Origin of the sequence: Blastococcus sp. MG754426, from assembly GCF_021699055.1 — a bacterium.
GTDB lineage: Bacteria > Actinomycetota > Actinomycetes > Mycobacteriales > Geodermatophilaceae > Blastococcus.
Genome location: NZ_SSXC01000083.1, coordinates 1 through 17940 on the forward strand (window position 1 = coordinate 1; position 17940 = coordinate 17940).

Annotated in this window: 17 protein-coding genes, 4 tRNA genes and 1 pseudogene; 9 read left to right on the forward strand and 13 right to left on the reverse strand. The window is 74.3% G+C overall.

The annotated features are described in order from the left end of the window. Together E9549_RS19515 and E9549_RS19520 are read left to right on the forward strand one after the other, a co-directional pair. A partial coding sequence (locus E9549_RS19515; RefSeq protein WP_236828260.1) for a phosphodiesterase occupies positions 1-648 on the forward strand: 648 nt, incomplete at its 5' end. 167 nt (positions 649-815) lie between these two features. Then, positions 816-1850 (forward strand): glycosyltransferase, encoded by a 1035-nt coding sequence (locus E9549_RS19520; RefSeq protein ID WP_236828261.1) that lies wholly within the window; start codon positions 816-818, stop codon positions 1848-1850. A 47-nt stretch (positions 1851-1897) separates the two neighbouring features. On the opposite strand, the gene E9549_RS19525 is transcribed toward E9549_RS19520, so the two are convergent. The 3 genes from E9549_RS19525 to E9549_RS19535 all read right to left on the reverse strand — a co-directional run bounded on the left by E9549_RS19525 (position 1898) and on the right by E9549_RS19535 (position 2164). Further along, positions 1898-1971: transfer RNA gene (locus E9549_RS19525), tRNA-Phe, on the reverse strand. A gap of 23 nt (positions 1972-1994) precedes the next feature. Continuing rightward, positions 1995-2068 (reverse strand) — tRNA-Asp (locus E9549_RS19530). A gap of 23 nt (positions 2069-2091) precedes the next feature. Next, positions 2092-2164: transfer RNA gene (locus tag E9549_RS19535), tRNA-Glu, on the reverse strand. Between the two features lie 84 nt (positions 2165-2248). Here E9549_RS19535 and E9549_RS19540 point away from each other — a divergent pair. Next, on the forward strand, positions 2249-2887 hold the full coding sequence (locus E9549_RS19540) for a hypothetical protein (protein WP_236828262.1): 639 nt from the start codon (positions 2249-2251) through the stop codon (positions 2885-2887). 16 nt (positions 2888-2903) lie between these two features. Here the strand turns inward: E9549_RS19540 and E9549_RS19545 are convergent, their stop codons facing one another. Genes E9549_RS19545 through E9549_RS19555 form a run of 3 tightly spaced genes read right to left on the reverse strand, consistent with a single transcriptional unit; the run spans position 2904 to position 5322 of the window. Beyond that, entirely contained in the window at positions 2904-3236 is a 333-nt protein-coding gene (locus E9549_RS19545) for a hypothetical protein (RefSeq protein ID WP_236828263.1), read from the reverse strand. Positions 3237-3259: 23 nt separating this feature from the next. After that, on the reverse strand, positions 3260-4750 hold the full coding sequence (locus E9549_RS24300; RefSeq protein WP_236828264.1) for a metallophosphoesterase: 1491 nt from the start codon (positions 4748-4750) through the stop codon (positions 3260-3262). 53 nt (positions 4751-4803) lie between these two features. Further along, the gene (locus E9549_RS19555; protein ID WP_236828265.1) at positions 4804-5322 is read right to left on the reverse strand and encodes a GtrA family protein; all 519 of its coding nucleotides are present in this window, start codon (positions 5320-5322) and stop codon (positions 4804-4806) included. A gap of 189 nt (positions 5323-5511) precedes the next feature. On the opposite strand from E9549_RS19555, the gene E9549_RS19560 reads away from it, so the two are divergent. The 3 genes from E9549_RS19560 (at position 5512) to E9549_RS23580 (ending at position 7616) form a co-directional block, all read left to right on the forward strand. Beyond that, positions 5512-6387: a Rieske 2Fe-2S domain-containing protein gene (locus E9549_RS19560; RefSeq protein WP_236828266.1), complete on the forward strand. Its 876-nt coding sequence runs from the start codon at positions 5512-5514 to the stop codon at positions 6385-6387. A gap of 28 nt (positions 6388-6415) precedes the next feature. After that, on the forward strand, positions 6416-7258 hold the full coding sequence (locus E9549_RS19565; RefSeq protein WP_236828267.1) for a hypothetical protein: 843 nt from the start codon (positions 6416-6418) through the stop codon (positions 7256-7258). Between the two features lie 223 nt (positions 7259-7481). Beyond that, a complete protein-coding gene (locus E9549_RS23580; RefSeq protein WP_255716170.1) occupies positions 7482-7616 on the forward strand; it encodes a hypothetical protein in 135 nt (44 codons plus the stop codon). 65 nt (positions 7617-7681) lie between these two features. Here E9549_RS23580 and E9549_RS19570 read toward each other — a convergent pair whose 3' ends face one another. Then, positions 7682-9181, reverse strand: coding sequence for a malate:quinone oxidoreductase (locus E9549_RS19570; RefSeq protein WP_308113165.1), 1500 nt, complete (start codon positions 9179-9181; stop codon positions 7682-7684). Between the two features lie 298 nt (positions 9182-9479). Here E9549_RS19570 and E9549_RS19575 point away from each other — a divergent pair. Further along, positions 9480-9552, forward strand: a tRNA-Lys gene (locus tag E9549_RS19575). Positions 9553-9755: 203 nt separating this feature from the next. On the opposite strand, the pseudogene E9549_RS24560 reads toward E9549_RS19575, so the two are convergent. The 3 genes and pseudogenes from E9549_RS24560 to E9549_RS19590 form a co-directional block, all read right to left on the reverse strand. Further along, positions 9756-10814: pseudogene (locus tag E9549_RS24560) on the reverse strand (tyrosine-type recombinase/integrase); the annotation flags it as partial. Positions 10815-11053: 239 nt separating this feature from the next. Further along, positions 11054-11611, reverse strand: coding sequence for an RES domain-containing protein (locus tag E9549_RS19585; RefSeq protein ID WP_113810717.1), 558 nt, complete (start codon positions 11609-11611; stop codon positions 11054-11056). A 3-nt stretch (positions 11612-11614) separates the two neighbouring features. Next, the gene (locus E9549_RS19590) at positions 11615-12013 is read right to left on the reverse strand and encodes an antitoxin Xre/MbcA/ParS toxin-binding domain-containing protein (protein WP_113810716.1); all 399 of its coding nucleotides are present in this window, start codon (positions 12011-12013) and stop codon (positions 11615-11617) included. Between the two features lie 161 nt (positions 12014-12174). On the opposite strand from E9549_RS19590, the gene E9549_RS19595 reads away from it, so the two are divergent. Continuing rightward, positions 12175-13401, forward strand: coding sequence for a hypothetical protein (locus E9549_RS19595; RefSeq protein ID WP_142023914.1), 1227 nt, complete (start codon positions 12175-12177; stop codon positions 13399-13401). 362 nt (positions 13402-13763) lie between these two features. Here E9549_RS19595 and E9549_RS19600 read toward each other — a convergent pair whose 3' ends face one another. Together E9549_RS19600 and E9549_RS19605 are read right to left on the reverse strand one after the other, a co-directional pair. Continuing rightward, the gene (locus tag E9549_RS19600; RefSeq protein WP_113810714.1) at positions 13764-14423 is read right to left on the reverse strand and encodes a hypothetical protein; all 660 of its coding nucleotides are present in this window, start codon (positions 14421-14423) and stop codon (positions 13764-13766) included. 178 nt (positions 14424-14601) lie between these two features. Beyond that, positions 14602-14811, reverse strand: coding sequence for an AlpA family transcriptional regulator (locus E9549_RS19605; protein WP_113810713.1), 210 nt, complete (start codon positions 14809-14811; stop codon positions 14602-14604). A gap of 958 nt (positions 14812-15769) precedes the next feature. On the opposite strand from E9549_RS19605, the gene E9549_RS19610 reads away from it, so the two are divergent. Further along, complete coding sequence (locus tag E9549_RS19610) at positions 15770-16855, forward strand: ArdC-like ssDNA-binding domain-containing protein (protein ID WP_236828269.1); 1086 nt, start codon at positions 15770-15772, stop codon at positions 16853-16855. A 468-nt stretch (positions 16856-17323) separates the two neighbouring features. Here the strand turns inward: E9549_RS19610 and E9549_RS19615 are convergent, their stop codons facing one another. Further along, positions 17324-17776, reverse strand: coding sequence for a universal stress protein (locus E9549_RS19615; protein WP_158544484.1), 453 nt, complete (start codon positions 17774-17776; stop codon positions 17324-17326). Positions 17777-17940 lie beyond the last annotated feature (164 nt).

The following is a 17940-nucleotide window of genomic DNA, read 5'->3' on the forward strand; positions in this document are numbered from 1 at the left end:
GGTGGTGCCGCTGCCGTCCAGCCACGGGACACCCAGCGGCGGCGCGGCCGGCCGATCCACCCGCGCGGCGCGGTGCTCGACGCCGTCCTGGAGCGGCACGGGGCCGAGCCGCCGCTGGGTGTCCCGTGGCTGGACGGCAGCGGCACCACCGGGGCGGTGATCCGGTTCTCGCGCGGCGCCGGGCTCCCGGCCCCGCTGCCCGACGTCCTGGGGCTGGCCGTCCGGTTGCCGGGTGACGACGACGAACCGGTCGACCTCCTGCTGTCGACGAGCGGCCGTGGCCCGCTGGCGCGGCGGGTGCCGGTGCTCCGCTCGGACGCGGCGGCCACCTACGGCTCGATCATGGCCTACCGGTCGGCGGCCGGGCCGGTGCGCCTGGCCGCCTTCCCCGACGTCGCCCCGCTGCCGTCGGACCCGGAGCCGGTGGCGGCGGCGGCCGGCACGGTGCAGTTCACGCTCGCCGTCGCGCCCGGGGTGCAGGGGTGGCGGCCCTTCGCCACGCTGCGGACCACCGGGGCGCACGGCCCGCTGGACACCGGGCTGCGCTTCGACGCCGTCCGCCACCCGCCACCGGGCCTGGTGGCCGACGGCCCGCTCGCCCGCTTCCGGGAGCCGGCGTACCTGACCGCGCGCCGGGTCGGGTCCTGACACGCCGGCGCCGCCCACTCACCCGATGGAGTTGATCACGGGTTGGCCGCGGAGGCGGTGGGGTAGGCATGACCGGCGCAGCCGCAAGGACGTCGGCGGGCGCTGAGGACGTCGAGCGGCACCGCGGTGCCGTCGTGGCTCGACCGCACGAGGAGAACCGCCGCCGCGTGACGCACGCTGAACCCCCGCTCCCGGGGCTGCCCCCGACGCCGGGGGCCGGTATCCGGGTGGTGTCCATCCCGCACGCCGGCCCCTACGTCGACGCCGTGCTGCCCGCCGGGGTCGTGCGGGTGGGTGCCCCCGGTGAACCGGCGCCGTGGCTCGACCGCGCCCACCTGGCCGCCCACGCCGCCGAGGTCGACGTCGTGCACCTGCACGTCGGGTACGGGCACCCGGGACCCGCCGAACCCGAGGCGTGGGCCGAGGAGCTGCAGCGGCTGGGCATCCCGCTGGTCGTCACCGTCCACCAGCTGCGCGACGCCGGCCCGGCGCCGGGGGGACGCGACGCGCAGCTCGCCGCGGTGCTGGCCACCGCGGAGGTCGTGCTCACCCTGACCGTGGGCGCCGCCGACGAGATCGCCGAGCGCTACGGGCGGACCGCGATCGTGGTGGCGCACCCCTCCCTCGCCGTCCCCGATCCGGAGCTGGGGGCCGAGCGCGGGCTGGTGGGGCTGCGGGTCGGCCCGGCGTCCGGCGCGGTGCCCGACCCCGTGGGCATGGTGCGCGCGGCGCTGTCCGGCGCGCTGTCCGGCGGCGGCCGGCTGCGGGTCCTGGTCGACGCGGCGGTCGCCCCGGCGCTGGACCCCGGCATCGTCGCCCTCGCCGACGCCGGCGAGCTCGAGATCGTGCGCTGCGCCGATGGCGAGTGGGCGGGCCAGCTGCAGCAGCTGCACGTGGCCGTCCTCCCCGAGCGGTGCGGCACCCACTCCCCGGACGTGGAGATCTGCCGCGACGTCGGCACCCGCGTGGTGGCGCCCAGCTGCGGGTGGTTCGCCGACCAGTGGTCGGACGTGGTGCCCTACACCAACGACGAGCGGGCGGGGCTGGACCCGGTCTCGCTGGCCGCCGCGATCGGCGCGGCGCTGACCCGGCCGATGCCCCGGCCGGCCGACCGCGGCTGGCGGGAGGAGCAGCGGGCCGCCGTCCGCGAGGTGCACGGCGAGGTCTACGCGCAGGTCGTGGCCGATCGCAGCTGGGCCTAGGACGACGACGGGCCCGGCAGCTGCCGGGCCCGTGCGCGAGGAGAGTGTGGGCAGGGGCGGGGTCGAACCGCCGACCTCTCGCTTTTCAGGCGAGCGCTCGTACCGACTGAGCTACCTGCCCCTCCCGGTGATCTCACCGGAGAGCGACCCTGACGGGACTCGAACCCGCGACCTCCGCCGTGACAGGGCGGCGCGCTAACCAACTGCGCTACAGGGCCTTGCTGGTGGTGCTGGTGCTGCGTGCCCCCAACGGGGTTCGAACCCGTGCTACCGCCTTGAAAGGGCGGCGTCCTGGACCGCTAGACGATGGGGGCTCGTGTTCGCCGGGGGCAGCGAGAACAATACATGCCCCTCGCGCCTCCTCCGCGCGGGGGTCCCCGGGTGCGAGGCTGTGTCGCGTGCGCGCCCGTCCCCAGCTGGTCCTCCCCGCCGTCCTCGCCTCCCTCGTAGCCCTCTCGGGGTGCGCCGGGAACGGCGACGTGGGGGAGTCGTCGTCCACCGGCGCGGCCACGAGCAGCGCCCCGGCGAGCGCGCCGTCGCCGGAGCCCGGGGAGGAGCCGGGCGCCACCACCACCTCGGAGGCGCCGGTCGCGGCCGATCTCGACACCGGGCCGGAGACCGCCGACCCCTCCGCCGACGCGCGCGTCACCGTGCGGGACGTCCGGGTCGGGGCGCACGACGGCTTCGACCGGGTGGTCTTCGAGCTCGACGGCACCGGGACCCCCGGCTGGGACGTCCGGTACGTCGACCAGGCGACGGAGCCCGGCCGCGGGCAGGAGGTCCAGCTCGCGGGGGACGCCGTCCTGCAGGTGCAGCTCACCGGGGCCGGCTACCCCTACGACACCGGCGTCGAGGAGTTCGCCGCGCCGGGGCCGGTGACCGGCCCGGGCACGAGCACGGTGACCGAGGTGGCCTTCGCGGCGACGTTCGAGGGCGTCACGACGTCGTTCGTCGGGACGGGCACCCAGGCGCCCTTCCGGGTGTACCTGCTCGAGGCCCCGACGCGGGTGGTCGTGGAGGTCTCGCACCCGTCCTGAGCCGGCACGGGGCTGCTCAGCCGACGGTGGCGCGGAGCTCCACCGAGTCGTCGGTGACGCTGGAGCAGGCGAGCTCCAGCGGGCCGGCGGAGACGCTCTCGCCCTGCGCGCAGGAGACCGTGGCCCCGCCGACGGTGAGCGAGGCGCGGCCGTCCTGGACGCTGTCGAAGGACAGCGTGGTGCCGAGGATCTCCGCCTCCGCCCCCGTGCCGGTGAGGGTCACCGTGCAGGTGCCCCCGCTGCAGGAGACGTTCTGCGACGAGAAGCTGCAGCCGGTGAGGGCCGCGAGGGAGAGGCCGCCGGCGAGGGCTCCTGAGGCGAGGCGGGCGGCGCGGGTCGGCGTCGTCATGCGTCGAGCCTAGGACCCCGCGGTCAGTCCGCCGGGGAGGCCGGGACGAGCGGCTCGACGGCCGGGGCCTCTGCGTCGGTCGCGGCGGGGTCCGCGCCGACCAGGGTGCGCTCCACGGTGACCTCGGTCGCGCCGAGCCCGCCGAGCGTGATGTCGTCGTAGGCCTGCAGCGCGCCGGTCTCCGGGTCGAGGTAGAGCACCGTGCAGGTGAGCGGCTCGGGGTACTCGCCCTCGAGCGCCCGCAGGCCGGCCCCGCCGGTCGAGCCCTGCACCATCAGCAGGGTCCCGTCCGCCAGTTCCTCCACCACCCGGTTGTGGGTGTGCCCGGCCAGCACGAGCGGCACCAGCCCGTCCAGCGGCGGCGCCTGCTTCGGGTCGTGGACCATCGCGATCGCCGGCTCTTCGGCGAGCGTGCGGGTGAAGTCCGCCAGCTCCTCGCCGGAGCGCTCCAGGACGTCGACGCCCGCGTCGTCGTCACCGGTGCTCTTGTCGGGGGTGAACCGGGGGTCGGGGGCACCGACGATGCGGATGCCGGCGACCGTGACCGCCGAGTCGTCCAGGACGGTCACGTTGGGCTGGGCGGCGAGGATGCCCGCCGTGGTGGCCGAGTCGTGGTTGCCGCGGATGTAGACGTAGGGGACGTCGAGGTCGCCGACTGCGGTGATCAGCCGGTTCTCGGGCTCGGAGCCCCAGTCGGTGATGTCGCCGGTGTCGAGGATGCCGTCGACCTCGAACTTCTCCGCGACCTGCCGGGTGAGGTCGAAGCCGGCCGGGTTGAGGTGGATGTCGGAGATGTGCAGCAGGACCACCGAGTCGCCCGTGCCGCTGGGGGTGGGCAGGGCGGAGAGCGTGGCGTAGAGGGTGCCCACGTTGGCCACCAGGTCCTCCAGCGACGCACGGTAGGCGTCGAACCGGGCGACGAGGTCCTGCGCGCTGCCGATGAGGCTGTTGGCGTTGACCAGCAGGCCGGTGTAGGTGGGCTGGGACAGCGCTTCGGGGCGCCACGTCGCGGCGCCCAGGCCGCCGGTGCCGGCGAGCAGCGCCGTGGTGATGCCGACGGCGATCAGCGGCTCCCGGCGCCGGCGCAGCACCAGCCAGGAGGTGAGCGCCGCGCCGGCGAGCGCCACCAGCACGGTGACCCAGACCAGCCGGACCACGGCCGACTGCAGGTCCTCCGTCACCCGGTCCACGACCCCCGCCAGCCGCACCGGGTCGGTGGCCAGCGCCTGCGCGCGCGCCTGGTCGACCGACTGCAGCGAGATGTCCAGCCGCAGCGGGCCGTCGTAGGCGTCCACCGCGAGGGACCCCAGCGGGGGGACGGCCACCACGGCGCCACCGGGCGCGGGGCGGAAGGCGAGCGTGGCGTCGAAGGGGCCGATCGGCGCCGACACCTTGGCGAACAGCAGGACGGCGACGAGTGCCCCGGCCAGGGCCAGCGCGACGCGTGCCGACCAGAGCGCGGCCACGCGGGCACGGCCCGGCCACGGGGACGTCGACGCGGTGGGCTCGCTCACCGGGCCGAGGCTAAGCGATGTCCGGACCGCGGATCAGGTGCGGAGGGCCCGTGTCAGGCCCGCGCCGGAACCGGGCGGAAGATCCAGCGCAGCGCGATGAAGCGCAGGAGACCGATGAAGGCGGTCACGCCGACGACCGTCGCGATCTGCAGGACCGGCTGGTCGTCGCCGGTGAGCGCGTCGAGCAGGCCGAGGGCGGTGCTGGTGGCCAGCAGACCCAGGACGGTGACCCCACCGGCCTCCCACTGGGCGGTGAACCAGTGCACCCGTTCGTCGGCGTGGAAGGTCAGGCGACGGTGCAGCTCGTTGGCCAGCACGGTCGACGCCGCCGTCGCCACGAGGTGCGACGTCAGGTAGCCCCAGCCGTGCCCGGCGACGAAGAGCAGCGCGTAGACGACGGTGCTCGCCCCGCCGACCAGCACGAACCGCAGGAACTGGGCCGGGATCGCATCCCCGCGCAGGTAGGTGGCCACCCGGCCGGCGGCCGCGTGCCCCCCGGGCGCCGTCGCATCCGGCAGGTCGCCGACGGGGTCGGCGGCCTGACCGCGGCGGAGCGGGGACACGCAGGTCACGGGGGTCCTTCGGCAGGTGGGCAGGGCGGTGGATCAAGGATTCACCCGGGGGGAACCCCTGTCACGCCAATACATGCCTGGTGCGGCTGGCAACCACCCGTGTCCTTGCTCACGGTCACCTGTGGGTTCCGCCGCGGAGTCGTCGTCCTCCCGTGCGTCGGGCCGGGGCCGCGGGGGTAGGGGCGGCCCATGAGTCTCATGGGCTTCCTGGACCGCATCGGCGACGTGACGGCGTTCGACAAGGCCATCGAGCCGGCCCGGCGCGCCGTCCAGGGCATGCCGAGCGCGGTCAAGGACGTCCTGCACGGCACCTGGCTGGGGCACCCGCTGCACCCGGTGCTGGTGCAGGTCCCGGTGGGGAGCTGGGTCTCCGCCGGCCTGCTGGACGCCGTGCCGCCGCTGCGGCCCGCGGCCACCGCGCTGATCGGGACCGGCATCGCCGCCGCCGTGCCGGCCGCCATGTCCGGCGCGGCGGACTGGTCGGAGCAGGGGGCGGGGGTCCGCCGGCTCGGCGCGCTCCACGCGGTGATGAACGCCGCGGCGCTGGGGCTCTACGGGGGATCGCTGGTGGCCCGCGCCCGTGGCCGGGGCGCGCTGGGCCGGGCGCTGGCCTACGCGGGGCTGGGCCTGGCCGGCAGCTCGGCGGCGATCGGCGGGCACATGTCCTACGCGCAGTCCTCCGGGGCCTCGCACGCGGCGACCGCCGTCCGCGCGCTGACCACCGACTGGATCGACCTCGGCCCGCTCGACGACCTGCCCGACGGCCGGCCGACGATGCGGGCGGGCAAGGGCGGCAGCATGTCCGTCCCGCTGGCGGTCGTCCGCCGCGGCGCCCGGGTGGACGTCTTCGTCGGCGCCTGCTCGCACCTGTCGGGCCCGCTGGACGAGGGCACCCTGGAGACGGTGCGCGGCAGCGAGTGCCTGGTGTGCCCGTGGCACGGTTCGGCGTTCGACCTCGACAACGGTGAGCCGCGCCGCGGGCCGGCGGCCAACCCGCAGGAGAAGCTCGAGGTCCGCATGGACGCCGGCCGGGTGAAGGCCCGGGTGCCGAGCCGCCACCGCTGAGGCGGGTGCCGCCCTACGCTGCGGCGGCATGGGGCGGTGGGCCGCGGCGCTGGTGGGCGCGCTGCTCCTCGCTGCCTGCGGTGCCGAGCCGGGTGCGCCGCGGTCGGAGGCGGTGGCCACGGCGTCGACCGTCGCGCCTCGGGTGCCCGGCGTCGCCGCCGAGGCCGTCCGCCTGCGCACCGACGCGGCGGTCGGCGGGCGCGTCCAGGTGCGGGTCTCCCACACCGGGGGCGAGCCGTACACGGTGACCGGGGTGGCGCTGGACGCCCCCGGCTTCGTGCCGCTCCCGCCGACGGAGGTCGACGCGGCGTTCGTGCCCGGGCGGGTCACCGACCTGCCCACGCCCTACGGCGAGGCGGTGTGCTCCGGCGGCGGCGGCGGCGCGCCGGCGGCGCGGTTGACCCTGCTCCGCCCGGACGGCTCGGTGGAAGAGGTGCGGGTGCCGCTGGAGGGCGACACGCTCGCCCGGGTGCACGAGGAGGAGTGCGCGGCCCGTGCGGTGGCCGAGGCGGTCGAGCTCCGCGTGGACCGGTTGCAGGCGGGTCCGGAACGGCTCACCGGCCGCCTGCTCATGACCCGGCTCGGCACGGAGGACGAGGTCGTCGTCGGCCGGGTCGGGGGCAACGTCCAGTTCGACGTCACGGCGGAGCTGCCCCTGGAACTCCCCCGGGGTGGTGCGGCGGCAGCGGGCGGCGTGGTCTTCACGCTCGCCACCTGCGACGCCCACGTGCTGGCCGAGGTGAAGCAGCCGCACCTGTTCCCGGTGGCGGTCCGGATCGGCGGGCGGCCGGAGGTGGTGGTCGACCTGCCGGTCGACGACGGCCTGCGGACGGCGCTCACCGGGCTGGTGCGGGAGGTGTGCCGGCGCTGAGGCCCGGGAAGAAGCCGGCCCGGCCGCCCCGGGGGGAACGGGTCAGCCGGGCCGGGGTCGTACCCGCCCCGGCGCCGGGGCGCGGGAGCGGACGATGCGGCGGACGGGGCACGGTGACGCGCTCCCGACCGGAACGGTGATGACGGTACGTAGTCGCCCGGCCAGCCCGCGATCCCCTGAATGGGTGGTCGAGCGCGTACGGGGGTGACGCGCTGCACAGGAGGTGTGGACCACGGGGGTCCATGGGCACCGGGACGCGGTGTTCTTCCTCTTCTCCAGCCGGCTCGGCTGCCTCGGTTCGCTGCTCCTGTCGGCGCTGCTGACCCTCGTGCTGCTCCTGGTGCTCGACGTGCTGTGACGACGACGCCCGGAGAACCGGTCCTCGGAGGGAGCGGTTCCCCGGGCGCGGGGTCGCGCGGTGGATCAGCCGTTGAGCTCGAGCGTCTGCCTGGTCTCGGCGCGCACCTCGGCCAGCAGTGCGGGCTCGTCGTTCAGCGGGCGGCCGTAGGAGGGGATCGCCTCCCGCAGGCGCGGCCGCCAGGCGTCGAGGCGATGCGGGAAGCAGCGCTCGATCAGCGTCAGCATGGCCGAGACGGCGGTCGAGGCACCGGGGGAGGCGCCGAGCAGGCCGGCGATGCTGCCGTCCCCGCCGACGATGAGCTCGGTGCCGAACTGCAGCACGCCCTTGCCCGACTTCGGGTCCTGCTTGATGACCTGCACCCGCTGGCCGGCGGTGACCATGTCCCAGTCGTCCTGCTCGGCGGTGGGCACGAAGGCCTGCAGCGTGCGGTGCCGGGCCGAGCGGGTCTGCAGCAGCTCGCCGATCAGGTACTTGGTGAGCGCCATCTCGGTGCGGGCCACGCCGAGCATGGAGCCCAGGTTGTTCGGCTTGACGCTCTTGGGCAGGTCGAACATCGACCCGGCCTTGAGGAACTTGGGCGAGAAACCGGCGTAGGGGCCGAACAGCAGCGAGTACTCGCCGTCGATCAGCCGCAGGTCCAGGTGCGGCACGGACATCGGCGGGGCACCGACGGCGGCCTGGCCGTAGACCTTGGCCTGGTGGCGGCTGACCAGCTCGGGTGACCGGCTGCGCAGGAACATGCCGCTGACGGGGAAGCCACCGAAGCCGCGGATCTCGGGGATGCCCGCCTGCTGCAGCAGGGGCAGCGCGCCACCGCCGGCGCCGACGAAGACGAACCGGGTGCGCATCGTGACCCGGTCGCCGGAGCGGGTGTCGCGGACGGTGACCTTCCAGCGGCCGTCGCTCTCCCGCTCGAGGGCGTCCACCCGCTGGTTGACGTGCACGTTCACGCCGCGGGTGGCGGCGTCGTCGAGCATGAGGCGGGTGAGTGCGCCGAAGTTGACGTCGGTGCCCGCGGCCGAGCGGGTGGCGGCGACGACCTGCTCCGGGTCGCGGCCCTCCATCATCAGCGGCAGCCACCCGGCCAGCTCGGCATGGCTCTCCGAGTACTCCATCTCCGCGAAGAGGGGCTGGGCGCTCAGGGCGGCGTACCGGTTGCGCATGTAGCTGCGCCCCTGCTCGCCGCTGACGAAGCTCAGATGGGGGACGGGGGAGATGAAGTCCTTGGGCGAGCCCGTCATGCCGGCGCGGACCAGGTGCGACCAGAACTGGCGCGAGACCTGGAACTGCTCGTTGATCGTGATGGCCTTGCTCGGGTCGACCTGCCCGTCGGGTCCGGCGGGGGTGTAGTTCAGCTCGCAGAGGGCGGCGTGCCCGGTGCCGGCGTTGTTCCACGGGCCCGAGCTCTCACCGGCGACGGCGCTGCCCGACTCGAAGACGGCCACGCTCCACTCGGGGGCGACCAGGTGCAGCAGCTGCGCCAGGGTGGCGCTCATGATGCCGCCGCCGACGAGTACGACGTCAGGGTTCGCGCTGTCGGGAACGCTGCGCTCGGAAGTCACGTCTGCCTCTCTGGCTGTGTGCTCGGCCCGGCGCCGCAGCGCCTCCTCTTCGATCGTCGGCCGGATTCGGCCGCTGCATGCGATCGCGGGCGTATGAGGTGTGTCACGGCGCCTCGTGGGCGCAGCCCGTCAAGGTTAGTTCCGGACCTGCCGGGGCCGCTGCGCGGGCCGATCCAGCGGTCGCCGGAGCGGCTCCTGCCCGGACCTCTCCGGGCTTTCCTCGTCCCGGCACCGGAGGCCGGCGGGCGACCGGCGGTAGCCTTAGGCCGGGCGCCGCCGGACCGCCGGCCGCGCGCCCGGGCCTCTAGCTCAACTGGCAGAGCAGCGGACTTTTAATCCGCGGGTTGTGGGTTCGATCCCCACGGGGCCCACCGCGTCGACCTGGGCGTTTTCCCTTCGTCGGAGTCTCGGCTGCTGGCCGCGCCCACACGGCGCCCACACGCGCGTCCGTGGCTGCCCGCGCGGCGGCGTCCATCCGGTCGGCCAAAGCGGCTAGGTCGTCGTCGAACAGGCCCGAGTACACGTCCAGCGTCATGGCCGCCGAGGCGTGCCCGAGCATCCGCTGGACGCTCTTGACGGTCGCGCCGCTGGCGACGGCGAGAGAGGCGGCGGTGTGCCGGAGGTCGTGTGGGGTGACGTCGCTCAGCCCGGCCGTCCGGACCGCCGGATCGAAGACGGCCCGACGCCAGTTCCGCAGCCGCAGCACCGTGCCGCTGGCCGTGGTCCTCAGCAGGTCGTCGCCCTGCTTGCCCTCGCAGTGGCGGGCCAGCGACTCGGCGAGGGTCGCGGGCAGGGGCACGGTCCGCTGCTGATGGGTCTTCGGTGTGCCGAACTCCAGCCGCCCGCCGACTTCGGTGACCGCCTCGGCGATGGTGAGCCGGCGCCGGAGGAAGTCGACCCGTCGGACCCGCAGGGCGGCCATCTCGCCGAAGCGCAGTCCGGTGTAGGCGAGCAGCCGTATGACGTCCCCGTCCTCACCCGCCGCGTCGGCGAGCCGCTCGACCTCGTCATGGTTGAGGAACCTCGGCTCCTGCCGCGTCACTCGGGGCAGGGGTACGCGCTCGGCCGGGTTGCGGGGGATGCGCCCGTCGCGGACGGCGAGGCCCAGGAGGAGTGAGAAGACGCGGTGGGCCTGGCGGACCGTGCCCGGGGCGGATCCCTGCGTCAGCAGCTCAGCCACCCAGACGGCGACGTCGGCGTGGGTGACGTCGGCGAGCCGGTACCGACTCCACGACGGCAGGACGTGGGTCCGCAGCAGGTTCTCGTACCGGTAGAGGGTGCTCGGCTTGACCCCGGTCTGCGAGGACAGCCATCGATCGGACCACTCCTCGACGGTGATCCGGCCTCGGACTGGCGCCGTCCACGTTTGCGTGACCATGGCTGACGTAGCCTCATCCAGCCAGCGCTGCGCATCTACCTTCCGCGCAAAGCGCCTCTCGTGCTGACGGCCGCCTGGGTCGCGATACCGGGCGCGATAGCGGGTTGAGCCGTCGCTGAGCGTGATGCGGGTGATCGAGCCGTCCATGAGGACCTCCGTAGCGAGGTATGCGTCTCTCAGCGTGCCGGACGCCTCTGACAACGGGCCGCCCTCGTCATCCCGGACATGATTATGCCGCTCTCCCCTGAGCAGCATAGTTCGCGCAAACTCCCGTTCTGAGCTGCATGTATAGGCGTGAAGTGTCGTTGGTCGAGGACGGCGCGTTCTGGGTGTCTTGCGGACTTTCTGCGGACTATGTGCGGACCGAGATTGTGAGACAGTCCGCCCGTCAGCCCCGCGCCTGGTCTCGGGGGCGTGACCGCTGTGGCGCCGGGGCGGCGGCCTGGTCCACTACCGCGCAGGTCAGTCAGGAGCCCGGTGTGGGATGACTTGGGTCAGGCCTGCCTGGGCGGGACGGCGCGGAGCTGGCGTGGGTCGGCCGGCAGCGTGTTCCAGGTCTCCTCGGTGCGCACCACCGGCATCTCCCGCAGGGTGATCCGTTCCCGGAAGAGCGCGAGCGTCTCGCCCAGGCCGGTGGCCGAGGGGGCGAGGACGGCATGCAGCTCGAGCTGGTGGGCGGCGGCGGCGACGCGCTGGCAGGCGGCGTAGTCGTCGACCTCGGACCTCAGGTCGGCAGCGGAGAGTCCCACGGCGGCGACGTTGTGGGGGTTGGTGAGGTCGAGCACCGCGTCGACATCCACGGTGACGGTATAGAAGCGGCGCGGCTGCACAAGCTCGACGGGGATCCCGTAGGCCTCGACCAGGTGCCTGTAGGCCTCGGCGGTGACTGACGTCGGTGGACGGCCGAGGTAGATGACGGGAAACGTCTCTCCCCAGCGTCCCTGGTCGCCGCCGGCGAAGGCGTCGCGGTTGACCGCCGCGTGTCGGTAGAAGGTGCCGTGCACGCTGATCGGTGGCACGGCCGCGACGCGTTCGGCGATGGAGCGCTGCACGCCTTACCGAACCTTCGACCCGCCGGCGAGGCGCTGCACCAGTCGCAGCACGGTCTCGAAGTCGCCTGCCTTCAGTACGTCGATCGGGCGGCGGTCGCCTAGGGCGCGTTGTCGGGCGTGCAGCCAGATGTCGATGCCTTCGGGCTTGTAGACGTCGGAGAGCTCTGCGATGACGTACTGCAGCTCCAGCAGCCGGTCGCGCTTGGTGCCCTCGGGCCGCGCGGCGCCGGCGGCCCATTTCTGCACTGCGCGCTCTCCGGCGCCGACGATCTCCCCGATCTCGGCGAGGGTGAGCGCGCGGCGCGTGTCGGCCACGACATGGCGGTAGACGGGGGAGTCTCCGGCCGGGTCGTGCGACGCAGGCTGGGACGCCGCCGCCGCGGCGGTGCGGGTCGGGCTCATCTGACTGGTCTCCTTCTGAGGCAGCGCCGATCGGTCCGTTCGGCCTGCGAGGTAGACGCTATACATCCTCACCGTTCGCCGCTAGGTACATTGTCAAGTTCGTGCTAACGTTCACCCCGCAAGCGTCACAGTTCGGTAACTCTGTGGTAGGAGACTCACCGATGGATCTGTTGATCAGGGCCGGTCGCGGTGACCACCTGCTCGTCAAGGATCTGTGCGCCCCGGCCGCCAGCGGACTGTGGCCCCTGCGGGAGCTGCCGCTCACCGGGGTGGTTGCCGATGCGCAGGTGGCGATGGAGCGGCCGGGCCTCCGGGAGACTGCGGATGCAGCCGGGGTGCCGTTCTTGGTCGACCCGCTCACCCCGCTGCTGGCCGATCAGCAGTCGCCGAGCAATGGCTGGGCGCGACTGCCGTACGCCACCGCAGACAAGCTGACCCCGGCAGACCTCGGCCACCACGAACTGCAGGACGAACTGGTCGACCAGGTAATCGGCTTCCAGCGCGAGCAGGGCGCTACGGTGCTCATTCCGCCCTACGTCTACGTCGACCGGCGAAACAGCGCCTGGCTGGAGGTCAACCGCAGCCTGTTGATCCGGACCGCCCGCTATCTGGAGCGCGAAGACATCGACCTGCCCGTCGCGCCGGTCTTCGCCGCGTCCCTGCACCAGTTCGGCCCCCAGTCCACCTGGCCGGCCGGGCTGGACCCGTTCCTCGCTACCGCTGATGAGATGAACACCCGCTACGTGGCGCTGTCGATGTCCTGGTCCAAGCAGCGGACCGCCAGCTACGACGCCATCGCCACGCTGATGACCGCCACCCAGCACGCCGCCGCCGGACGGCGGGTGCTGTCCTGGCGCCAAGGCCTCTACGGTGCAGCCCTTACCGGCGTGGGAGCCGCCGGCTACGAGACCGGTCCCGGGCACGGCGAGGCCGGCCACTTTCCCCAGTTGCTGGCCCGCAGGCGTCCCAGCGACAAGCCCCGCACGGGCGGCGGCGAGGCCAACGTGTACTTCACCGCCTTCGGCCGCAGCCTCGACCGCAGCCATGGCCAGAAGCTGCTCGAGAACCGGCTGCTACGGGCCACGCTGGTCTGCCCGGAGAGCTCCTGCTGCCCGGACGGCGCCAGCAGCATGATAAACAGCTGGCGCGAGCACGCCGTGCGCGCACGCCACCGCGAACTGTCCGAGATCGACCGCATGCCCGCCTCGCCCAGCTGGCGACTCAACAAGATCTCCCGGGATGCCGAGCAAGCCGCACTGTCCACCCGAGCGGGGAACGACGTCCTCGCCGAGGCGGGAATCGGCTGGCGGCTGCCCACCGACACCTACCGGCATCTCTCGGACGTGGCCGCCGACATCCGCGCCAACCTCGGCCGGCGAGTGGCGTGACCAGGACGGGCGGTCACCGTCGACTCCGGCGCCGGGCAGGGTGAGCGCGTACTCGTAGCGGCCGTCCGGGGCGAGCAGCCGGCCGCACCGTGGTGGCCGGGACTGGGTGGGCGCCAGGGCGCTTAGCAGGCGCTGGACAGCGGCGAGGGCGACCCGGTTGGCCAGTGGCGCCGGCAATCGCAGCGGCTCGGTCTCGGTGCCCGGATCCTGCTGGTCGTCGTCCTCCCACGTGCCCAGGCGCAGCAGGATCTCTTCCAGGGCGCGCAGCGGGGCCAGCGGCTCGCCGTCGAGGTCGACGACGAGCGGGATGCGCCGCCCTTGACGGGATTTGCTCGTTCGGTCCGGGCTGGCCGGTCGGCTGCTCAGCCACGGGGGGACCACCGCTCGGCCGCCGACCGGCCGGTCAGGCCGGTGACCCGGCCGATGTCGGCCCACGAGGCCCCGGCCGCGACGGCGGCGCGCACCGCCTCGTCCAGCGCGCGGGCGGCGGCGGCCTGCCCGGCGGCGGCCGCCTCGACGTCCTCGAGGGCTTGCCATCCGGCGATGTGCCGGCGCCACTCGGCGATGACCTGCGTCTCGTCGGCGGCCTCCAGGTCGGCCCACGGACCGGCAACGACCAGCTGCCGCGCCGCCGGGTCGGCCAGCTCCCATGCGGTCACGCGGGCCCAGGGGATGCCGCGCCAGCCACAGGTGCAGCCGGCGACCCAGCCGACCACCTCCGCGTCCGGACGCCACTGGTCGGCCTCCTCGATCACCTCGCAGTGCACCGGGTCGCCGGCGTCGGCGGGCATGATCCCGTCATCGCCGATGACCGTGCCGTCGGACCAGACGCCCTCGGCGGTGGCACCGTTGCGGTAGGTCAGCCGGACCCGGTCGCCGTCGCAGGGCCCGTCGTCGGGCCGGCGGGCGATCAGCACCCCGCGGGCGCTGGTGGTGCCGGCGCCTTGCGCGCCGTCGGCGAACAGCGGCACCACCCAGCCCTCGTGCTCCTGGCCGCCCACGACCGGGCCCATCCATCCCATCGCTGCTCCTCTCGGTGATGCGAGCGTCGCCGTTCCGGCGCCGCCGGAGCCTGTCCCGGCCGGCTTCTGTGCACGGCCGTCGTCGTCCACAGACAGGGCTGGCCACACGGCCGCACCGTCTGCCGGGAGTCCGACGCGGCTTCGCGCCCCGCCCAGCCGCCCTCCGCCGGGCGCGGGGCTATCGGCGGGGGGACTGGTCAGCTTGTGCGTCGATCCAGGCGCGCAGGTCGACGCGGCGGTAGAGGACGCGCCGGCCGAGCCGGAAGCTGTTCGGGCCGGTGCCGAGGTGTCGCCAGTACCGGAGAGTGGCCACCGGCGCGCGCAGCACGTCGGCGGCCTCGGTGATGGTCAGCAGCTCCGGCTCGTGGCCGGCGGTGGGGTCGGGCATGGCTGGCTCCCCGGAAGTCGTCGGTGGCGGTGCCTTCACCACAGAAGGCGCCATTTCGGGCCCGCTGGTGACACCTCACAGCCAGCCTTTTCTGACGGGCTCCGGTTCTTCCCCTGTACGGCCACCGGTGGGGGGCACCTGCTAGCGACGGAGACCGGCCGGTGGACAGCCTCCCGGTACTACGGCCGGGTTCGGCCCCGTCTCGATCAGGGGGTCTCCCCGGACCGCCTCCTGTTCGTCTCCGGTTGATCCCCGGTTGTCGCTCCGCGGCCCTGTCCCTGACCGGCCTGCGCCGCCCGCGCTTGGGAACCACGTTCTGCGGATGGCCTTCCTCCGGTTCTCCTCCTGTTGTCCTGCAGCCAGCCGGTGCAGGCCCGGGCATCGGGACGCTCCCGCGCAACCGGTCCCTGTGGACGATGGCTCCTGTCCACAACATCGGGACCGACACCATTGGGCGGGCGCTGGCCTGGCCACGCTCGACTCATGGCGCACGACACCGCACCCGGGGCCCGGCGGGACGGCAGTGCCCGTGGCCGGTCCCTCTGGTCTCTCCGCGACGTGTCGGGTGATGGGGCTCGCTGACCGGTGGGCGCGCCGTCGCCGTCGTCGCGCCGGGGCCGGTGGGGTGGGCCAGGAGCACACATCGGGCCACGCTGCGCGCGGCGCCGGCTGCGCCGTCGTCACCGTCCGCCTGCGGCGGGCTGTCCTTGCTGGTCCCCCGACCCGTCCGGCAGCTCAGCGTAAGGGCCTCCCGCGCCGTCTCCTCCCGACCGGACCAAGATCCTTCCGCCCTTCGGGCGCTGCGCTGCGGAAGCAGTCTTGGTCCGGTCGTCCCCCGCCGTCGCTCCCGGCCCCTGAGCAGAGCTCTGTGCCGGACGGGCCGGGGGAATGGGTGGCAGGACACCTGTTCCGCAGTCCCTTCCGTACCGGCTTCGGCTCCAGTTCCGGGAGGGTCCAGATGACCAGCACCAACAGCACAACCAGTAGCAGCCGCACCGGCAAGGACGAGCGGGGTAGGCGCGCCCGCCTCAGCGAGCCGCAACGGGAAGCCGCCGACGCCGCGCGCGCAGCGAAGATCGCCGCCCTGCACGACCAGATCGGCGAGCAGGTCGAGCAGCTGACCGCCGATCCGCAGTGGCGGGCGATGCTCGATGCCGCCGCGAAGTTCCACACCTACAGCCTCAACAACCAGATGCTGATCGAGCTGCAGGCCGCGCGGCTGGGCATCAGCCCGACCCGGGTTGCCGGGTTCGGCACCTGGAAGGCGCTGGGCCGCAGCGTGGTCAAGGGGTCCACCGGGCTCGCGGTCCTGGCGCCGTGCACCTACACCCCCAAGAACACCGACCCCGGCCAGGCGGCACCCGCCGCCGCGACGGCGACGGGCACGGCGAGGGAGCCGGCCGGCGGGGACGCCGACCAGCGTGCCGGGGCGCGGGTGCTGCGCGGGTTCCGGGTCGCGCACGTCTTCGACATCTCCCAGACCGACGGCGACCCGCTGCCCGACATCGTCCCCGAGCTGCTCACCGGTGACGCCCCCGCCGCCCTGTGGGACGCGCTGGCCACCCAGGTCGCCGGCCACGGCTACACGCTCGTCCGCGAGGCCTGCGAGCAGGCCAACGGCCTCACCGACCCGGCCGCCCGCACCGTCCGCGTGCGCCCGGACGTCCCCGAGGCGCAGGCGGTCAAGACCCTCGCTCACGAACTGGCGCACATCGAGTGCGGGCACACCGCCGACGACTTCGACTACCGGGGGTGCCGCGGGCGGGCCGAGGCCGAAGCCGGGTCGATCGCCTACATCGTCACCGCCTGGGCCGGGCTGGACGCCGGCGCTCACACCGTCCCCTACGTCGCCGCCTGGTCAGCCGGGGACACCGACATCGTCCGCGCCGCCGCCGCGACGGTGACCGCCGCCGCCCGCCGCATCCTCGACCACCTCGACGGCGCCGAGAGCACCGAGAACGCCGCACGGGGGACGGGGACGCCGCCCCGCCAGCCGGACCGGCCGGGCCGACCGCCGGTGCCCGCGTCTCTTGCCACCACCTGAGCGGGGAGAGCGCGACATGGCCGCCACCAGCACCCCACCGAGAGCACCGCCACCCCACAGAAACATCGAAGGAGAACCCACGATGACCACGACAGTTGCCGCCCTGACCACCGGCCGGGAGAGTAAAGGTGGCCAAGTCGACAGGGCTGGCCCGGAAGCGGGTCGCCAAGGCAGCCGTGGTCCCCCGGCTGGACGGCGACCCGCCGCAGTCGCCGTTGCCGGGCCGCCCCTGGACCAGGCCGCCGCCGCCCTCGTCGCGGCAGCGGCGGAGGGGCCGGGCGGTTCCCCCCATGCCCTGACCCGCGCCAAGCAGGCGAGGCAGGAAGCGGAGAAGGCCGCCGCGCTCCTTGCTGAGCTGACCGCTGCCGTTGACCCGATGACTAGGTCGACGCCCTGCCGAAGGGCCCATGCGGCCGCCGCGGCGGGGAGCCACGTTCGCCGCAGGGCCTCGGTAGCCTGCGTGGCGGGTCAGCGGGGAACATGCTCCCCGACGCCCTCGGACGGCGACGGCGCAGGCTGGCCGCTCGCCGCTAGCCCGGTGACCGGGTCGAGCAGAACCAACCCTCGGGTGCCCGTCCGGCCCGCGGCGCGGGGGCCGCAGACGACGACCTCGGCGCCGGCCCGTCGCGCGGCTCGCAGTGCCGCGGTGAGGGCCGGCGTCCGGGCACGGACTGGGCGGTAGGTGACCACGTGCGCGGGCGCCGGCCGCCCGCCGAGGGCGGGGGTGATCCGGCCGAGCACCGCTGCCGCATCGCGCTCGCGGCGCCGGCGTGCGACCTCGTGCAGCGCTGGGTCCAGAGACAGCCCGGTACCAGGCAGAGGGACGAGGAGCAGAAGGGGCCGGTCCCAGTCGCGCGCCAGGCGGACGGCGTGTCGAACGGCGCGTACCGCCTCCAGATCGTCGGTGACGACCGCGGCCACCGGCCCCGGGATGGCCCGTGTCACCTCCGCCGCCTGGCGTCCGGCTCGCGCTCGGTGTCCCCAGGCGCCTGCCGCTGCGACGCACGACCCCAGACCGGCTGGAGCGCGGCGATCTCCTCGTCGGTCGCGACGCGGAACGGGGGCGTGACCGGTGCCTGGAACGC

Excerpts from the sequence above, each read along its gene's own strand:
- E9549_RS19545 (WP_236828263.1), bottom strand. The coding sequence starts at position 3,236 with ATGACGACGCCGACCCGCGCCGCCCGCCTCGCCTCAGGAGCCCTCGCC.
- E9549_RS19560 (WP_236828266.1), top strand. The coding sequence starts at position 5,512 with ATGAGTCTCATGGGCTTCCTGGACCGCATCGGCGACGTGACGGCGTTC.
- E9549_RS19565 (WP_236828267.1), top strand. The coding sequence starts at position 6,416 with ATGGGGCGGTGGGCCGCGGCGCTGGTGGGCGCGCTGCTCCTCGCTGCC.
- E9549_RS19590 (WP_113810716.1), bottom strand. The coding sequence starts at position 12,013 with ATGAGCCCGACCCGCACCGCCGCGGCGGCGGCGTCCCAGCCTGCGTCG.
- E9549_RS19595 (WP_142023914.1), top strand. The coding sequence starts at position 12,175 with ATGGATCTGTTGATCAGGGCCGGTCGCGGTGACCACCTGCTCGTCAAG.
- E9549_RS19600 (WP_113810714.1), bottom strand. The coding sequence starts at position 14,423 with ATGGGATGGATGGGCCCGGTCGTGGGCGGCCAGGAGCACGAGGGCTGG.
- E9549_RS19605 (WP_113810713.1), bottom strand. The coding sequence starts at position 14,811 with ATGCCCGACCCCACCGCCGGCCACGAGCCGGAGCTGCTGACCATCACC.
- E9549_RS19610 (WP_236828269.1), top strand. The coding sequence starts at position 15,770 with ATGACCAGCACCAACAGCACAACCAGTAGCAGCCGCACCGGCAAGGAC.